Origin of the sequence: Paenibacillus sp. S150 (assembly GCF_019352175.1) — a bacterium.
Taxonomy (GTDB): Bacteria; Bacillota; Bacilli; order Paenibacillales; family Paenibacillaceae; genus Paenibacillus_AQ.
In genome coordinates this window covers 22,613-36,925 of the sequence record NZ_JACBYI010000032.1, presented here as the reverse complement: position 1 = coordinate 36,925, position 14,313 = coordinate 22,613, and the positions used below count along the sequence as shown (strand labels likewise).

Sequence of the window (14,313 nt, the reverse complement as noted above, 5' to 3'; positions counted from 1 at the left end):
GACCCATTTCTCCCCGCTTACAATCCTGTAGGCTTCTGCGGCAGCAGATTTCCGACAAGCGACTTCAGGTCATGATCGTCTTTGCTGTTCGCCTTGCCGCTGTCAAAGCTCGTAATGCGGATCTGCGAGTAGGATTCTCCGGGATTCACAGGCTTGAAGATCAGCTTCTCACGGTCATCCAGCCGCACAGCAAATTTCATGTCCTTGAACATGTCAATCAGCTCTTGCTCTCCAGGGGTCTGCCCTTCATCCACAAACAACAGCCCGCGCAAATTCTTGACGCCTCCGGTATGATCCACTTCAAAATGAACGATACACTCCATTGCTTTTCACCTCCCTAAGCTAATATCAGTTCCCCCGGCGCAGCTAATCGAAATGCTCCCCGGGCTGTTCTTCCCCGGACGATTGCTCTTCCTGGCCCTCATGCTGCCCCCCATCCTGATCATGCAGCACATACTTGCTGTAGATACGGCTGTAGCGCTCTCCGTAACGTTTGATAAGCTCGGGTCCCATGTCTTCCTCCAGCTCAAAGAGCACCATTTCCTGTGTAAAGTGGTTCAGCAGCAGCTCCACCAGCACCGGATGCTCCGTAACCACCGCCTGCGCCGTCCCATCCTCATAACGCATTCCCAGCATGCACCAGCACCGGTCGATGACAAAAGAAAACTTCCGCCCCCCGCTTCTCCGCGGCTTCCCGTCCAAGGGCGGCCAAGCCGGATACGTAGCCAGCGACGCGTTCCCTCCGTCAAAAGCCCACAGCAGCTTCACTCCGCGCAGCTCCGCCTGCGCGAGCTCACTGCGCAGCAGCGAGGCCTCCTCACGCCATACATCGACCACAATCTCCTGCCTGGCGAGATTCAGCTGCCGGATCAGCGCTCCCATCACATTGCGGTCGCCTTCCACATTATAGAAAGACGGGCTGACCGGTCCGCCGCGCGGCATTTCACTTTCCATATAGGCGAGCGAAGCCTGGACCCGGCCGGAAATCATTGTCGCCAGTTCTTCCGGGTCCAGCACGCTGTAGCGGGCCGGCTCTCCTTCACCGCATCTTACATATCCTTGCTGAGTCAGGCGCTGAAGCGCCGCATATACGTTGGATCTTGATACTCCGAGCTGTTTGGCGACTTCGTAGCCCGAAGCCTGGCCCTTGCCGGCCAGCTCGACCATAATTTTGGATTCCATCTCTGTGAAACCCAAGTTGCGCAGATGCAGCAGCAACTGTTCCATCTATGTTGTCCCCCTAGGCTGACTGTGACTCCTGTCTATATTTGCTCCGAACCGCAGCGCGGACACCACATTGAGCCCTTGGGCAGATCCGCCCGGCAAATCTGGCATTTCACGATATCGCGCACGCCTCCGCCCTCGCTGACGGCCGCTTCTTCCGGTTCGCTGGCCTTCCAGTCCCGGATTCGCCGGTCCAGCTCCAGCTGCCGCTCGCGTTCACGCTCCAGCTCATCGGCTTCCCGGCGGCTGCGTTCCTCATCCTGAGCCTTTCCGGCGTAATTCTCCAGAGGCAGCTCTTCCTCTTCGGGAAGCACCTCGGTATATACCGCCCGGTGCTCATGTCTCATGGCGAGTTCTTTTTCAGCTTCGGTCAACTCTTCCTCGCCGTAGAATTCATCCTCTTCTTCGTGCTCATGAACGGTATGTACGTTCACTGCCGCAGGTTCTTTTTTGGGGGAGGCGGCCTCCAGCTTGCGTCCGCAGTGCGGGCAGAAATTGGCATCCAGAGCGACCACATGCCCGCAGGTGCAGAGCCGTTCATTCTTAAGCTCGGCAATCCGTGCGCGCAGCCCGTCGATCTGCTCCTGAAACTTGAAGCAGCCCCGCGAAAGCTCCACCATTTTGCCCTCCGCGAGCGACATATCCCTTGAACGGTAGCCTTCGTAGAAAAGCTTCCCCATTTTCAAAAATTCAATTTCCATCTCGCGTTCAATATCGGATATTTGACCATTCAGCTTGCCGATTTCCACCGAGTTTTGCGCTTTTTCGCTCACCCGGCTGGCGCTGTCTTTGATCCGTTGCAACAAATTCATTGTAGTTCCTCCTTCTCCAGAATGAGAACAGGGCTGATTCGCAGCCTCAGTATAGTCTAGTTACCCTTTAATGCTCCTTGCAGAAGCGGAATTGTGCTTCTATCATACCAAATGTCCCGGTCAGATTCATTATTTGCCGTTCTGTGTATAATAGTTAAAATAAGCCTTGGCAAACCTTACCGAATGATGGAGGGATTCCACTTGCATGGCAATGACAAGAAAAAATATTTCGTGTCCGTCAATCATGGCCTTATCCAGGATGTGCGCAATGACTCCGGTGAATATGAAGTCCTGCTGACCGCTGAAGAGCTGACAGGGCTTCAGGATATTCTTAAAGATTTGGCCAGGGAGGATGAATACGCCTTCCGCCGCGCTTTTGTGCCTTACAAGTCCGCTGACCACGATGAGGCCATCGACCAGTTCGACGATCAGACGATCCGGGTATTTCAATATCTGCACCGTTATGGCACTCCGGAGACCCGTCAGACGATCGAGCAGCTGAACGTGCTTCCGAAGCTTTCCAATACCGGTTATGAGGACAAAGGCTATGATGGAGGCTCGCCTGCCAACAAATAATTACGCGTCCGCCCGCAGCTTTATGTGTGCTAATACGCGGCAGGCTTCAAAATGTTTCTGTATAAACAGCAACAGGCTGCTTTTCTTCCATTGCAGGACCGGACTCTTTGGCATTTAAGCCAGGGAAGTCCGGGCCTTATTTTGCTTCCGGGGCTGTACTTGGGTTAAAATAAAATCAGGAACCAGTCACAAATAATGAAAACCGGGAGAGTCTCAGTGGAAGAAAATGACAGTACACAAGTTACGCTGAATCAGTTGCAGGTACATGTTAAGGATTTGCAAAAGTGGCAGATGAGCGAGGATTTCGCCAAGCAGATTGAAAATTTCAAGGCGCTCCCAGCGCTCTACCGGCATGCGCTGAATGAGCTGGAGAATAAAATAGACATCATTAAGACCGAGTGGCAGGTGCGCGACGGCTTCAGTCCGATCGAGCATGTGAAGTCACGGATCAAGGAGCCTAAGAGCATTCTTCAGAAGCTGGAGCGCAAAGGGCATGAGTTCACAGTGGAAAATATGGAGCAGCACATTCATGATATCGCGGGCATGCGGATCGTCTGCGCCTTTGTGAAGGATATCTACCGTCTGGTCGATCATCTGTGTGCACGCGAGGACATGCGGGTGCTGGAGATCAAGGATTACATCGCCCACCCCAAGCCCAATGGCTACCAAAGCCTGCATCTCATCGTGGCGATACCGCTGGTGCTGCTGGAGGGCACCCGCTGGGTGAAGGCCGAAATTCAGCTGCGGACCCTGGCTATGGATTTCTGGGCCAGCATGGAGCATATTCTGTATTACAAATTCGATAAGCAGCTCCCCTCGCATGTTGCCGAGGAATTGAAGGAAGCGGCACGCGCCGCCGATGAGCTGGATCAGAAGATGCTCCGCCTCCGCCGGGAAATTCTGGAGCTGGCTGAAGGCCCCGTCAAGGAGCAATAGCCCGAAGAACTTATAATATCTGAAAAGGCAGCCCATGAACAGCCGGTAGACTGTTCATGGGCTGCCTCTGGTTAATGCACTGATTGATGCGGATTCCTGCCGAGTCCCTTTCAGGTTCAGGTCAAGTCCGGACTGGGGACTGGAAGCCAAACTCAAGGGCTTTCTCCGAAATGTCATCATCTGAAGTGCCGCGAAAGAGCGCCATGAATACCTGTTGCACTTTGTACAGCAGGCGACCCCATAATCCACCGGGAAATAGAATCTATTGCACAATATACAGCAGAATACTACTCCCCGCACAACCAAGGGCTTTCTATTGCAGAAAGTGCAATCACTTAAAAAACCCTTAGAATAATCAGCATGGACGCTGCACATTTCATGTTCCATCAGTGTGAAAACTGCTGCTGCCACTTCGCATTTACAACTTATTCAAGCCTGCTGCCCGGCGGGCAGCCGCTTCAGCCACCTCCCGCATGATCAGCGCCAGCCCGTCGGCCGCTCCGGGCGTCTGCGGCAGCAGGGACGCCCAATCCTCCGTGGGCTCCGCCACTACCGGAGACACCGGAAACGGCCGGGCTGCGATCTCATGAAACAGCGGCCCCGGCTGGTGAAGCGAGCCTTCGGCAGCGGCCTCCGCCAGCCATTCCCCCGAGTTGGCAGCCGGCCCTTTGCGCTCCAGCCGGGCAAGCTCGGCAGCCAGCAAGCCGGATGTCTCCGGTTTGGGATTTCCCTCTTCCCCGTTATCCGCTTCGGCCCACAAGCCAAACACACCTGCCAGCAGCTCCTCCTTGCCCAGGCCGCGGAGCGACAGCGCAAGCAGAGGCTCCTCTGTCAGCCGCTGCTTCAGCAGCTTCAGCAGCGCCGTCCTGTCCGCAGTTCCTGCCCCCTGCTCATAGACCGCAGCTGCAAGCTCCTCCTCGGCAGGCAGCAGCTTCAGCCTTGCCAGCCTTGCGCTGAGCTGCCCTTGCAGCAGTTCATACAGCTCTCCCGGATGTGCGGCAAGCTCGCGCAGCACCCTTCTTTTATGCTCAGCCGGCCATGGCGCAACCTCCATAGAAAGAACAGGCGGAGCCGCCGGTTCTTGAACGGCAGCAGCCGCTTTTCGCGCAGCCAGCATTTCCGGCGTTTGGCCGGTTGCCTGAAGACCTCTCGCTCTAACTATGCCGGGCTGAATTTCCAGCCGCAGCTCAAGCCCTTTGCTCATTGCCGATCCCCCTTTACACATTCCGTTTCCGCTACATCCAGTCTTGTCCCTGCAGCTCGATAAGCTCCTTAAGCTCATGATTGGACATCTCGGTCAGCCAGTTTTCTCCGGAGCCGACAACTTGTTCCGACAGGCTTTTTTTGCGTTCAATCAGCTCATCGATCCTCTCTTCCAGCGTCCCCTGGCAGATCAGCTTATGCACCTGCACGTTCTTGTGCTGGCCGATCCGGAACGCCCGGTCGGTTGCCTGATTCTCCACTGCCGGATTCCACCAGCGGTCATAATGCAGCACGTGGTTGGCCCGGGTAAGATTAAGCCCCACACCTCCAGCTTTGAGTGAGAGTACAAAAAAGGCCGGGCCTTCCCCCTCCTGAAAAGCATGCACCATTTCATCGCGCTCCCGCTTGGGAACCCCCCCGTGCAGGAAGAGCGGTGCTTTGCCGTACCTTCTGGCCAGCCTGCTGACCAGAAGCTCGCCCATCGCCACGTACTGGGTAAAAATAAGGGCGGACTCTCCAAGCCCGGCTATGCTGTCCAGCACCTCGAACATCACTTCCATTTTGCCGGAAGCCTCCATCCGCAGCCCCCGCCCTTCGTCCTTGCGGAACAGCTGCGGGTGATCGCAGATTTGCTTCAGCTTGGTCAGGGAGGACAGCACCAGCCCGCGGCGGGCCATACCCGAGCGTTCCCCGATCACGCCAAGCATCTCATTGACTACCCCCTGGTACAGCGCCGCCTGCGTTTCCGTTAGCACGCAATACTGCTTCAGCTCCAGCTTCTCCGGCAGATCCTTGGAGATATCCGGATCACTCTTCAGCCGCCGCAGCAGGAAGGGCGATACGAGGCGGTGCAGCTCACGCAGCCGCTCCCCGCCTTCTCCGGAGACATAACGCTGGCGGAACGAATGATAGGTCCCCAGATAACCCGGATTCAGGAAATGAAAGATGGACCACAGCTCGCCAAGCCTATTCTCCACCGGAGTACCAGTCATGGCAATGCGGTGCGGCGCCGAGAGCTTCATTACGCTCTGCGCCTGCTTGGTGCGGTGGTTCTTAATATATTGCGCTTCATCCAGCACAACAGTCGACCATCGTACACCCGCCAAATCCTCACTGTCCCGACCCGCAAGATGGTAAGTGGTCAAGATAATCTCGTGGCTGGCCGCAAGCCGGGCAAAGCCCTCGCCGCGGACCCGCCGCCCCCCATGATGGATATGCACCCGCAAGGACGGGGCGAAGCGCTGCAGCTCCCGCTGCCAGTTCCCCAGCAGCGAGGTCGGACATAGGATCAGCACAGGCTCGCGCTTCCTTTCAGGCGGCGCGGCCAGCTCCCTGTCCAGCAGGCAGGTAATCACCTGCACCGTCTTGCCCAGACCCATGTCATCGGCCAGACAAACGCCGAAGCCCAGTCCGCTCAGCGCGGCCAGCCACTGGTAACCGCGTTCCTGATACGGTCTAAGCGTTCCATGCAGATCCGGCGGCACCGGACGCATGGGCAGATGCCGCAGCATATCGCCCTGCATAAGCGATGCCAGAAGGCCGGTAGTCTCCATTCCGGTAACCGACATCCCTTTCCACAGACGCTCACCGCTCGTTTCCGCCTCCAGCCGCATCCAGTCGGCCGCCGACATTTCTCCGCTTTCATTGCGCTTCATGTACCTGAGCACCTGGCGGATTTCCTTCGGGTCAATCTCAATCCATTCCCCGCGAAACCGTACAAAAGGTACGCCTGCCTCCACCAAAGCGTTCAGTTCATCCTCACTGACAGCTGATTCGCCCAGGGAAGCTTCTATGCGGAAGGCAATCAGCTGTTCCATTCCCAGCGCGGCCTGGGCAGGCCGGTCACTCCCGCTTGCCGGCGGCTGCATCTTCATCCTCATGCCGATCTTCCGCCGGCCTTCCCGGCTCCAGCGGGACGGCATCTGCACCGTGATGCCCCGGTCGCGCAGCGGCTGTACTGTCTCCTTCAGGAACAAATAGAGCTGTTCCGGCGTAAGCTCCACGCCGTCCGGGGCCGGTGCGGCAAGCGCACGCTGAATATCCGGGGACAGCTTGCCCGCCCGGCCGAGGGCGGCGAGCAGCTGCTGCTGGATATTGCGGTAACGTTTCCCCCAGAGCGTGAATTCACGTTCCCGGCTGCTCCAGATCGCAGCAGCGGGAAGCCAGAATTCCCCTTCCTCGCGGCTCTCTACCCAGAAGGACAGACGCCACTCTGCACTCTCATCCGCAGGCGGCTCCAGACGCAGCCCAAGGCTAAGCTGCCCGCTGCGGGCTTCTTCCGTCTCCGCATGCGGCACCCCGTTGCCTGCGGTTCCGTTCACTGCGGCCAGAAGCTCTGCCACTTCGGCCGGTGTCCCCTGTACCGGGATATCGCGGCTGCCCGTAAGCAGGCTGTTCCACCACAGCTCTATCAGCGGGGAGTAGCCCCGGCGGTAATTCGCCTTGTAAGAAGCCAGCCTTCCTTCGTTCTCGGCGACGATCCGCTTGATCTCCGCAGTCATCACAGACTGCAGGAAGGAATACAGAACATAAGCACCGGCATCCTCACGGGAGGACAGATCGCCTTCTCCGGCCACATGCGTTCCCAAGGCCAGCACCGGCATGGAGGCCGCCATTTGCAGGAACAGCTCCCTGTCCGCCTCGTGCCGGAAGGCCGGAGACCAGGCGGCCGACGCCGCCTGCTCTCCTCCGCGCCGGCGTGAGCCCAAGGGCCGCGGCGGCAGCGCTCCGGGCACAATGCCGCCCGTGCCCATAAGCTCCAGCGCGAAGCGGGCCGCTGCCGCCCAATAGCGCAGCTCCCCGCCCGGCTCAAGGCCCTGGCTGCGGCACAGCTGCTCGTCCCAGCCGAGCAGCAGCTCAAAAGCGTCGCCGGGCGCGAGGGCCAGGCCTTCAAGCGTGCGCCCCGGCACGCCGCGCCGCGCCGCCCGCCCTTCCACAGGGGCGGCAACCGGGTATTTCACTTCCGTAAGCCGCAGCGCAGCACCCGCAAAAGGACGCCAGCCGCTCCGAAGCTCCAGCCGTTTGACCACACGCATCCATGCGTCCACCTTCGGCTCCGAGGTTTCGCCGGAGAAGCAAAAGAATACGTCCCCCAACCATATTGCATACAGATGCTTAATCATTGATGATCTCCATTCTTTTTGAGCAAACAGAAAGAACCGGTCCGCCTGCCATCAGGAAGACTGCTTCCTTCTCTGCAAGAAATATAGTTACAGGACAACCGGCAGGCCTTGGATTGATTCACTCCCGGATTTCCTGACGTTTTTTCTTCATCCCTTCATCTTATACGAAAAAGGCCATATTTAAAAACCCATTCTGCATTTTTCTGCAGATTTATTCGGATTTGCAGAGGCTAAAATAAAGCCACACTGCTCACACAGCAGAGGGGCAGGTTCTTCCAAGCGTCCCGTGAAAGGGAGCCGTTTCCCCTTGGCCTTTGTGTTAACAAAGCAGAATGCGAATAGACCGAGCGCTTTTATTTACCTTTTTGGCCCAGTAACAAAGTTCGCGGTGCGGACTTCACTTGGGTCCATAAGCCGCTGATCCTGGCGGATATTCATCCTGTTCTTTGTGGCAGAAGCAAAACATTGGATGATTTACCCTTAAGGAGTAACCCTTCTATATGTATGATCCAGAGGAGATCATCGGCCATAGCCTGCCCAAGCTGCGGATTGAGAACAGCATCCGGCATGGAGGGGGGACGGAAGAAGACGGTGCAGCTCCTAGCGGTACGTACACTCGTTAGAGAAGTCAACTGCGTAAATTTTGCCGCCCTGAAGATCATTAGGGCAGAGGGGACAAGCAAAACCTGAATTGTTGTCAGGGTTCAGTGCTGACGCTACCGCTGCACCAGGTTCTAAGTGGAAAAAGTAACACTAATCGAAGCTTTTTCGGCCCCCTTGGCAGCATGAAGTGGAAAAAGTAACACTAATTCGACCAAATTAGCGATCAGCCGCCGAAATTCCCAAATTAGGTGTACAAAATCCCACTAGTCCCGTTGTGGCACGAATCCCGGAGAATTAGGAGTACAAAATCCACTTAGCATCTCTGGTTACGAAAGGCTGCTGCGGGGCTTGCGTAACTCAAGTTCAGGGAACGATTCTCGCTTTGGTCCGGCTCTTAAGCTGCGGATCTGGCGGACCTTAGAGGCTCTAAAAGTGTGGTGATTTTGTCGTTTCATATGGCCGGGCAGGGGTTTCCACCCGCTGTTGTAGCCGGATTTCCCCCTATAGGGGGAAATCCGGCTACAACGGCGACCGCTATCGCTGTTCCAGCTCCCTACCGGCTCTCCGGACACTTTTTCACCACGCTTCTAAAGCGGGGGAAGTACTTACGGGACAACGTTGTCTAGCGGCATTGGCGTTACTTTATGTCGCCAAAGTCGCTTAAATGCCAAAAAACCCGCAGCCTGGCGGGTTTCTTCACAGCAGCTTTCTGGCAAGGGCAGGAGCAGTCCTCTACCTCTCCGCTGCCTGAATGCGCAGTTCTCCTCCATCGGGATCATCCTGCACCTGGACAATAAGCGGGCCATTCTTCCCGTTGCAGGCCCACCCTGCCCGTCCCTCTTCCAGCTGCTCCAGACTCATTTCGGCGAGTCCGTCTACAGAAGCCGCAGAGAACTCCGGATAACAGAGCGCAAAGCGCAGCATCTCTCTGCGCGGGGCATACTCACGGACCGTATAGGCCCAATTAAGCCGTAATCCCCCCTCTTCTCCCGTGGCTTGCACACTGATCTCTGCATAGTGGCCTCTCTTGTAGCTGAAGCTGTGCCCGTCATCCTCATAGAGGGCAAAGGCTGCAAAGAATCCGCTCTCTGCCTTAGCCCCATACAGATGAAAAATCATCGTCTCCGCCGTATCCTCAAGCGCATACTGCTTCAGCGGGCCTTCGGCGATAAAGGTACCCGCCTTGACGTACATCGGCATAATATGCAGCGGAGCTGCGGCCAGGATGTGGCGGCCGCCTTCATGGACCTCCCCATCCCAGTAATCGATCCACTGCCCCTCCGGCAAATACACGGAGCGGTGATCCGTATCCGGGCGGTAGACGGGGGCAATCAGCACATTTTCCCCCAGCAGAAACTGGTCGCACAGGTTCGTAACATGCGGATCGCGCGGATATTCCAGAATGAGCGGCCGGATCACAGGCAGCCCCGTCATCTCGGCTTCATGGAAAAGATTGTACAGATGCGGCATCCAGCGGTAGCGCAGACCGATAAATTCCCGCAGAATTCCCTCCACCTCTTCCCCGAAGGACCAGGGCTCCTGGCGCAGCGTGCCAATCGAGGAATGATTGCGGCAATAGGGGAAAAAGACGCCCATCTGCGTCCAGCGCACCAGCAGCTGAGCAGAGGTATGGTGGGCAAACCCGCCGATATCCGGTCCCGAAAAAGCGAGACCCGACAGGCCCATATTAAGCACCATCGGCATAGCCATCGCCATATGCTCCCAGAAGCTGCGGTTATCCCCGGTCCATACGGCGGCGTAACGCTGGATGCCGGCATAGCCGGCACGTGTCAGCACAAAAGGACGTTCCCCGCCCATATGCTCCGCCAGCCCTTCATACGTAGCCTTGGACATCATCATGCCGTACAGGTTGTGGTATTCCTCATGCGTAACCGGACGGCCGTTGTTGAAATGCATCACATCGAGGTCCATCGTCTTCGACTCATTGAAGACTGCCGGCTCGTTCATATCATTCCAGATGCCCTGGATGCCAAGATCGGTATAGTATTTGTGCAGACCGCCCCACCATTCGGCAGTCCGGATATCGCTGAAATCGGGAAATGCGCTGATTCCCGGCCAGACCTCGCCGAAGAAGATATCGCCCTCCAAACGGCGGCAGAAATGTTTTTCCAGCACACCTTGCTTGTACACCCCGTAGCTGGGGTCTTTTTTGACGCCGGGGTCCACAATCGGTACAATGCGCACCCCCAGCTCGCCCAGCTCGGAAATCATCTTCCCAGGCTCGGGGAAGTTGACCGGATCAAAGGTGAACACCCTGTATTCGTCCATATAATGGATATCCAGATAAATGACGTCGCAAGGAATGTTCTTCTCGCGGAAGGTCCGTGCGAGCTGAAGCACCTCCTGCTGGTTCATATAGCTGTAACGCGATTGGTGATACCCGATGGCCCATTTGGGCGGAAGCGCAATCCGGCCGGTCAGGGAGGTGTATCTCTTGACCACATCCTTCATTTCAGGACCATTGATAAAATAGATATCATAAGCGCCGGTAGAGCAGCCGATCGTAAACGCCACTCCGTGGGAGCGCATATCAAAGTCACTGCGGCCCGTATTGTCCAGGAATAATCCATAGGACAGATCACCGTGCATATGGATAAGCAGCGGAATCGACTCGTACAGCGCTTCAATCTCGGGCAAATGGGGGGCAAATACATCAGTGTTCCAGTTCGTATAACGCTCCCCCCGCTTGTCGAGGAAGCTCGCCTTCTCGCCCAGCCCGTAGAAATGCGAATCCGGCTGCATGTCATATTCGGCGTGGCTGGCACCGCGCGGATTCCAGCTGGTCAGGTTCTGCTGCATAATGATCTTCCCGTCCATGTTTTCAACACGCAGAAGCAGGGAGGTTTTCTCGATGACCAGACGGATGGCACTGGTCGTAAAGGTCAGCTGATCCTCGTTTTCCTCCACAGGGAACAAGTGCGGGATGCAGCTCTCGGCCAGCACCGCAGCCGTAGTCGTCAGATCGGGAACTTTGTCCCGGAACACCTTCATCCGGAACATTTCATCGTTCAAAAATACAAAAACAATGCCTCCGTGTTCTCCCCGGACAATGTAAACATTCTCGGAGCGTTCCCATGCTACAAGGCTTCCCGGTGTGTTCCAGGTCTCCTTCATAACCAGCGGACCCATCTTCTCGGGCCGAATTGCCTCACTGCTCTCCATCGTTTGCTTTCCCCCTTCGGCTGTTGCAGCTCATTAATATTACATATTACCCAGCGGAGGCCGGCTGCTATCCGCAAATTTCATGACCTGCAGGTCATTTTTGCGGCGGAGCAACAACACAAAAAATCCCTGAGGGCTTCCCGCGTACAGAAACACCCAGGGACAATTCATTCTTGAAGGATTTATTTCTTGCGGGCCACCGCTTCAATCTCTACAAGCCCGTCTTTCGGGAGACGCGCAACCTCAACAGCACTGCGGGCCGGATACGGTTCGGCAAAGAAGGTGCTGTACACCTCGTTCACCGCTGCAAAGTCATTCATGTCCTTGAGGTACACCGTTGTCTTCACAACATGTTCAAGCGATGCTCCAGCCTCTTCAAGAATCGCCTTAACATTGCTGAGCGATTGGCGCGCCTGTTCCTCTACGCCCTCTGCAAGTGTTCCTGTTTCCGGATTCAGACCCAGCTGGCCGGAAGTGTATACCCAATTCCCGGCGATGACTGCCTGGCTGTAAGGGCCAATGGCACCCGGGGCTTTTGCGGTTGCTACCTGTTTTTTACTCATATTCTCCTCCTGTGTGTTGTACAAGACAGTATAATCGCTATGTACGTATGATTTATGCTCATTGTAAGTCCTGAGCTTGGCTTATTGCAAACCCCGGGCCTCAGTTTTTCCCGATTACATGGATAACATCATTAGTGTAGATATGCACGCCCCGGGTATCCGCCAGAGCGATGTTCATCATCGCTCTGGCCACCTTGGCGGCAGGAACCGCCCGATACTTGGCCGCCTTGCCAATCATGGCGAAGTCCAGCGCCTTCATGACCATGGAAGCTGCCCGTTCGCCGAACCGGGATTCCTCACGTTCTCCCAGCAGCAGGGAAGGACGGAACAGATGCAGCCCCGTGAATCCGGCAGCTATCAGCCCTGCCTCCACTTTTCCTTTGGTTCGGGTATAGAATGTCCGCGACTTCGCATTCGCCCCCATCGACGAGACCGCCAGGAACTGCTTCACCCCGCATGCCGAGGCCAGTGCGGCTGCCGCAAGCGGATAGTCCAGATCCACACGCTCGAACTGCTCCTGCGAGCCGGCTTTTTTAATGGTTGTGCCGAGGCAGCAGAAGACGGCGTAGACACCGGCGAACTGCTCCTTATACTGCCCGAGCTGCTCCCAGTCGATGATCACCTGCTTCAGCCTGGGGTGCCTGAGCTTCAGCGGATGGCGGACCAGCACACGCACCTCCTCCCACTGTCCATTCAGCAGATCCTCAGTGAGTGCACGGCCTACCAGGCCCGTGGCCCCCAGCACTAACGCAATTCTCGTCATTGAACGGCCTCCTTTCGCCCGGAATCTGCGAGGAAGGCTGGCCCTCCTCTTTTTTAGTCCTTCAGAATGCGCCGGCCCAGCATTAGCGCAAGAGCAATCATCAGTGTGCCCACGATAAGCTGCATCCCGTAGACCTGCGTCCAGTGCGGCCATTCCCGGATCCATTCGTAAATGCTTCCGCCGATAAGCGGCCCAAAAAATGCGGCAAGTCCCGTCAGCCCTGCATACGTCGCCATATACATCGGGCGCTCCTTTTTCGGCGTATCGCCGATGATGAAGTTAAAGGCCAGCTGGTTGAACCCCCCCACTCCCATGCCGAACACAATGTGGGCGGCGAACAGCACCGGCAGCATAGGCAGCACAGACAGCAGTCCCCAGAGCAGCGAGGAAGCAGCGATAATCGGCAGCGTCCAGAGCAGCAGCCGCTTGTTGCTGTACTTGGCATTCAGGTTGCCCCACACATAGAAGCTCGCCATCATAAAGACCGTCTGCGAAACGTTCAAGAGGGACAATGTTTCATAATTAATCTCCAGCAGCTGCAGCATGACATAGGAGTAGAGCGGCACCGTCAGGTTCTGCAGCAGCAGCCAGGCGGCAAGAAACAATGTCGATTTCATAAACAACGTATCATGAAGCGGTTTGCGCAGCATCGGCAGGAAATCCTTCTCTTCCGATTTCTCGAACGGAACATCCGGATAGAAGATGAACACGATGATATTGGAAATGGAGAAAATCCAGACCACAATATAGAGAATCAAAAATCCGTGCCCGCCGGGATAGCGGTCTAGCACAATGCCGCCGCCGTACATTACTAGACTTCCCAGGGCGTTCAAGAAGGTATTGCGGATTCCAAAATAACGGCCTCTTACCCGTGCGGGAACCAGATCGCTGATTACAGAGGTCCACAGCACGCCGCCCGCCGTATTGGCAATGAATGCAATCGTATACAATACGATAAAGGCAGTAACCCAATGCTCTTCCGGAAAAATAAACGGGACCAGTCCGGTGGAGCCCCACAGCAATCTGTGCAGGCCGATAAATGTCACCATGGCCCATTTGCGGCTCGGCAGCTTTTGAATCAGAAAAGCCACACCGACCTGCGCCACATTCACCAGTGTAGTAAGCGCAATAACAAAGCCGATCTGACTGGAGCTGGCTCCCAGATATAGCAGAAAGCCTGTCAGGAACTGCCCTTGGAGCAGCACCTGAAATATCGTTGACGGGATCCCCTCTAATGTAGCGATCTGCAGATTCTTCCGATGTACGGAGGCTTTGCGGAGACCTTTCGGACGTGAACCGCCGAGCCTGTTTCTCATGATGTTCATGGG

General features: G+C 56.2%; 12 protein-coding genes. 3 read left to right on the top strand and 9 right to left on the bottom strand.

From position 1 onward, the window contains the following. Positions 1-17: 17 nt before the first annotated feature. The 3 genes from HYD27_RS23205 to HYD27_RS23195 are packed head-to-tail and all read right to left on the bottom strand — an operon-like array spanning position 18 to position 2,036. Positions 18-323 (bottom strand): hypothetical protein, encoded by a 306-nt coding sequence (locus tag HYD27_RS23205; RefSeq protein ID WP_219219050.1) that lies wholly within the window; start codon positions 321-323, stop codon positions 18-20. A gap of 43 nt (positions 324-366) precedes the next feature. Further along, positions 367-1,227, bottom strand: a complete 861-nt coding sequence (locus HYD27_RS23200; protein ID WP_228745270.1) for a TrmB family transcriptional regulator — start codon at positions 1,225-1,227, stop codon at positions 367-369. A 35-nt stretch (positions 1,228-1,262) separates the two neighbouring features. Continuing rightward, positions 1,263-2,036: a zinc ribbon domain-containing protein gene (locus tag HYD27_RS23195; protein WP_219219047.1), complete on the bottom strand. Its 774-nt coding sequence runs from the start codon at positions 2,034-2,036 to the stop codon at positions 1,263-1,265. Positions 2,037-2,237: 201 nt separating this feature from the next. Between HYD27_RS23195 and HYD27_RS23190 the strand changes: the two genes are divergently transcribed. Then, the gene (locus tag HYD27_RS23190; RefSeq protein WP_228745269.1) at positions 2,238-2,612 is read left to right on the top strand and encodes a hypothetical protein; all 375 of its coding nucleotides are present in this window, start codon (positions 2,238-2,240) and stop codon (positions 2,610-2,612) included. Between the two features lie 291 nt (positions 2,613-2,903). Then, the gene (locus HYD27_RS23185) at positions 2,904-3,548 is read left to right on the top strand and encodes a GTP pyrophosphokinase (protein WP_219219114.1); all 645 of its coding nucleotides are present in this window, start codon (positions 2,904-2,906) and stop codon (positions 3,546-3,548) included. A 418-nt stretch (positions 3,549-3,966) separates the two neighbouring features. Here the strand turns inward: HYD27_RS23185 and HYD27_RS23180 are convergent, their stop codons facing one another. Together HYD27_RS23180 and HYD27_RS23175 are read right to left on the bottom strand one after the other, a co-directional pair. Continuing rightward, positions 3,967-4,752 carry a hypothetical protein gene (locus tag HYD27_RS23180; RefSeq protein ID WP_219219045.1) on the bottom strand — a complete coding sequence of 262 codons (786 nt, stop codon included), beginning with the start codon at positions 4,750-4,752 and terminating at the stop codon, positions 3,967-3,969. Between the two features lie 31 nt (positions 4,753-4,783). Continuing rightward, a complete protein-coding gene (locus HYD27_RS23175) occupies positions 4,784-7,873 on the bottom strand; it encodes a DEAD/DEAH box helicase (RefSeq protein WP_219219044.1) in 3,090 nt (1,029 codons plus the stop codon). Positions 7,874-8,373: 500 nt separating this feature from the next. On the opposite strand from HYD27_RS23175, the gene HYD27_RS32480 reads away from it, so the two are divergent. Further along, positions 8,374-8,496, top strand: a complete 123-nt coding sequence (locus HYD27_RS32480; protein ID WP_255596501.1) for a hypothetical protein — start codon at positions 8,374-8,376, stop codon at positions 8,494-8,496. Between the two features lie 712 nt (positions 8,497-9,208). On the opposite strand, the gene HYD27_RS23170 is transcribed toward HYD27_RS32480, so the two are convergent. From HYD27_RS23170 to HYD27_RS23155, 4 genes are all read right to left on the bottom strand, one after another. Continuing rightward, a complete protein-coding gene (locus tag HYD27_RS23170; protein WP_219219043.1) occupies positions 9,209-11,659 on the bottom strand; it encodes a glycoside hydrolase family 31 protein in 2,451 nt (816 codons plus the stop codon). Between the two features lie 182 nt (positions 11,660-11,841). After that, entirely contained in the window at positions 11,842-12,222 is a 381-nt protein-coding gene (locus HYD27_RS23165; RefSeq protein ID WP_219219041.1) for a RidA family protein, read from the bottom strand. Positions 12,223-12,322: 100 nt separating this feature from the next. Further along, positions 12,323-12,985 carry an NAD(P)H-binding protein gene (locus HYD27_RS23160; protein WP_219219039.1) on the bottom strand — a complete coding sequence of 221 codons (663 nt, stop codon included), beginning with the start codon at positions 12,983-12,985 and terminating at the stop codon, positions 12,323-12,325. Between the two features lie 53 nt (positions 12,986-13,038). After that, positions 13,039-14,310 (bottom strand): MFS transporter, encoded by a 1,272-nt coding sequence (locus tag HYD27_RS23155; RefSeq protein WP_219219037.1) that lies wholly within the window; start codon positions 14,308-14,310, stop codon positions 13,039-13,041. Positions 14,311-14,313: the final 3 nt, after the last annotated feature.

Bases quoted from the DNA above. Each gene is read 5' to 3' on its own strand.
- HYD27_RS23205 (WP_219219050.1), bottom strand. From the start codon at position 323: ATGGAGTGTATCGTTCATTTTGAAGTGGATCATACCGGAGGCGTCAAG.
- HYD27_RS23200 (WP_228745270.1), bottom strand. From the start codon at position 1,227: ATGGAACAGTTGCTGCTGCATCTGCGCAACTTGGGTTTCACAGAGATG.
- HYD27_RS23195 (WP_219219047.1), bottom strand. From the start codon at position 2,036: ATGAATTTGTTGCAACGGATCAAAGACAGCGCCAGCCGGGTGAGCGAA.
- HYD27_RS23185 (WP_219219114.1), top strand. From the start codon at position 2,904: ATGAGCGAGGATTTCGCCAAGCAGATTGAAAATTTCAAGGCGCTCCCA.
- HYD27_RS23180 (WP_219219045.1), bottom strand. From the start codon at position 4,752: ATGAGCAAAGGGCTTGAGCTGCGGCTGGAAATTCAGCCCGGCATAGTT.
- HYD27_RS23175 (WP_219219044.1), bottom strand. From the start codon at position 7,873: ATGATTAAGCATCTGTATGCAATATGGTTGGGGGACGTATTCTTTTGC.
- HYD27_RS32480 (WP_255596501.1), top strand. From the start codon at position 8,374: ATGTATGATCCAGAGGAGATCATCGGCCATAGCCTGCCCAAGCTGCGG.
- HYD27_RS23170 (WP_219219043.1), bottom strand. From the start codon at position 11,659: ATGGAGAGCAGTGAGGCAATTCGGCCCGAGAAGATGGGTCCGCTGGTT.
- HYD27_RS23165 (WP_219219041.1), bottom strand. From the start codon at position 12,222: ATGAGTAAAAAACAGGTAGCAACCGCAAAAGCCCCGGGTGCCATTGGC.
- HYD27_RS23160 (WP_219219039.1), bottom strand. From the start codon at position 12,985: ATGACGAGAATTGCGTTAGTGCTGGGGGCCACGGGCCTGGTAGGCCGT.
- HYD27_RS23155 (WP_219219037.1), bottom strand. From the start codon at position 14,310: ATGAACATCATGAGAAACAGGCTCGGCGGTTCACGTCCGAAAGGTCTC.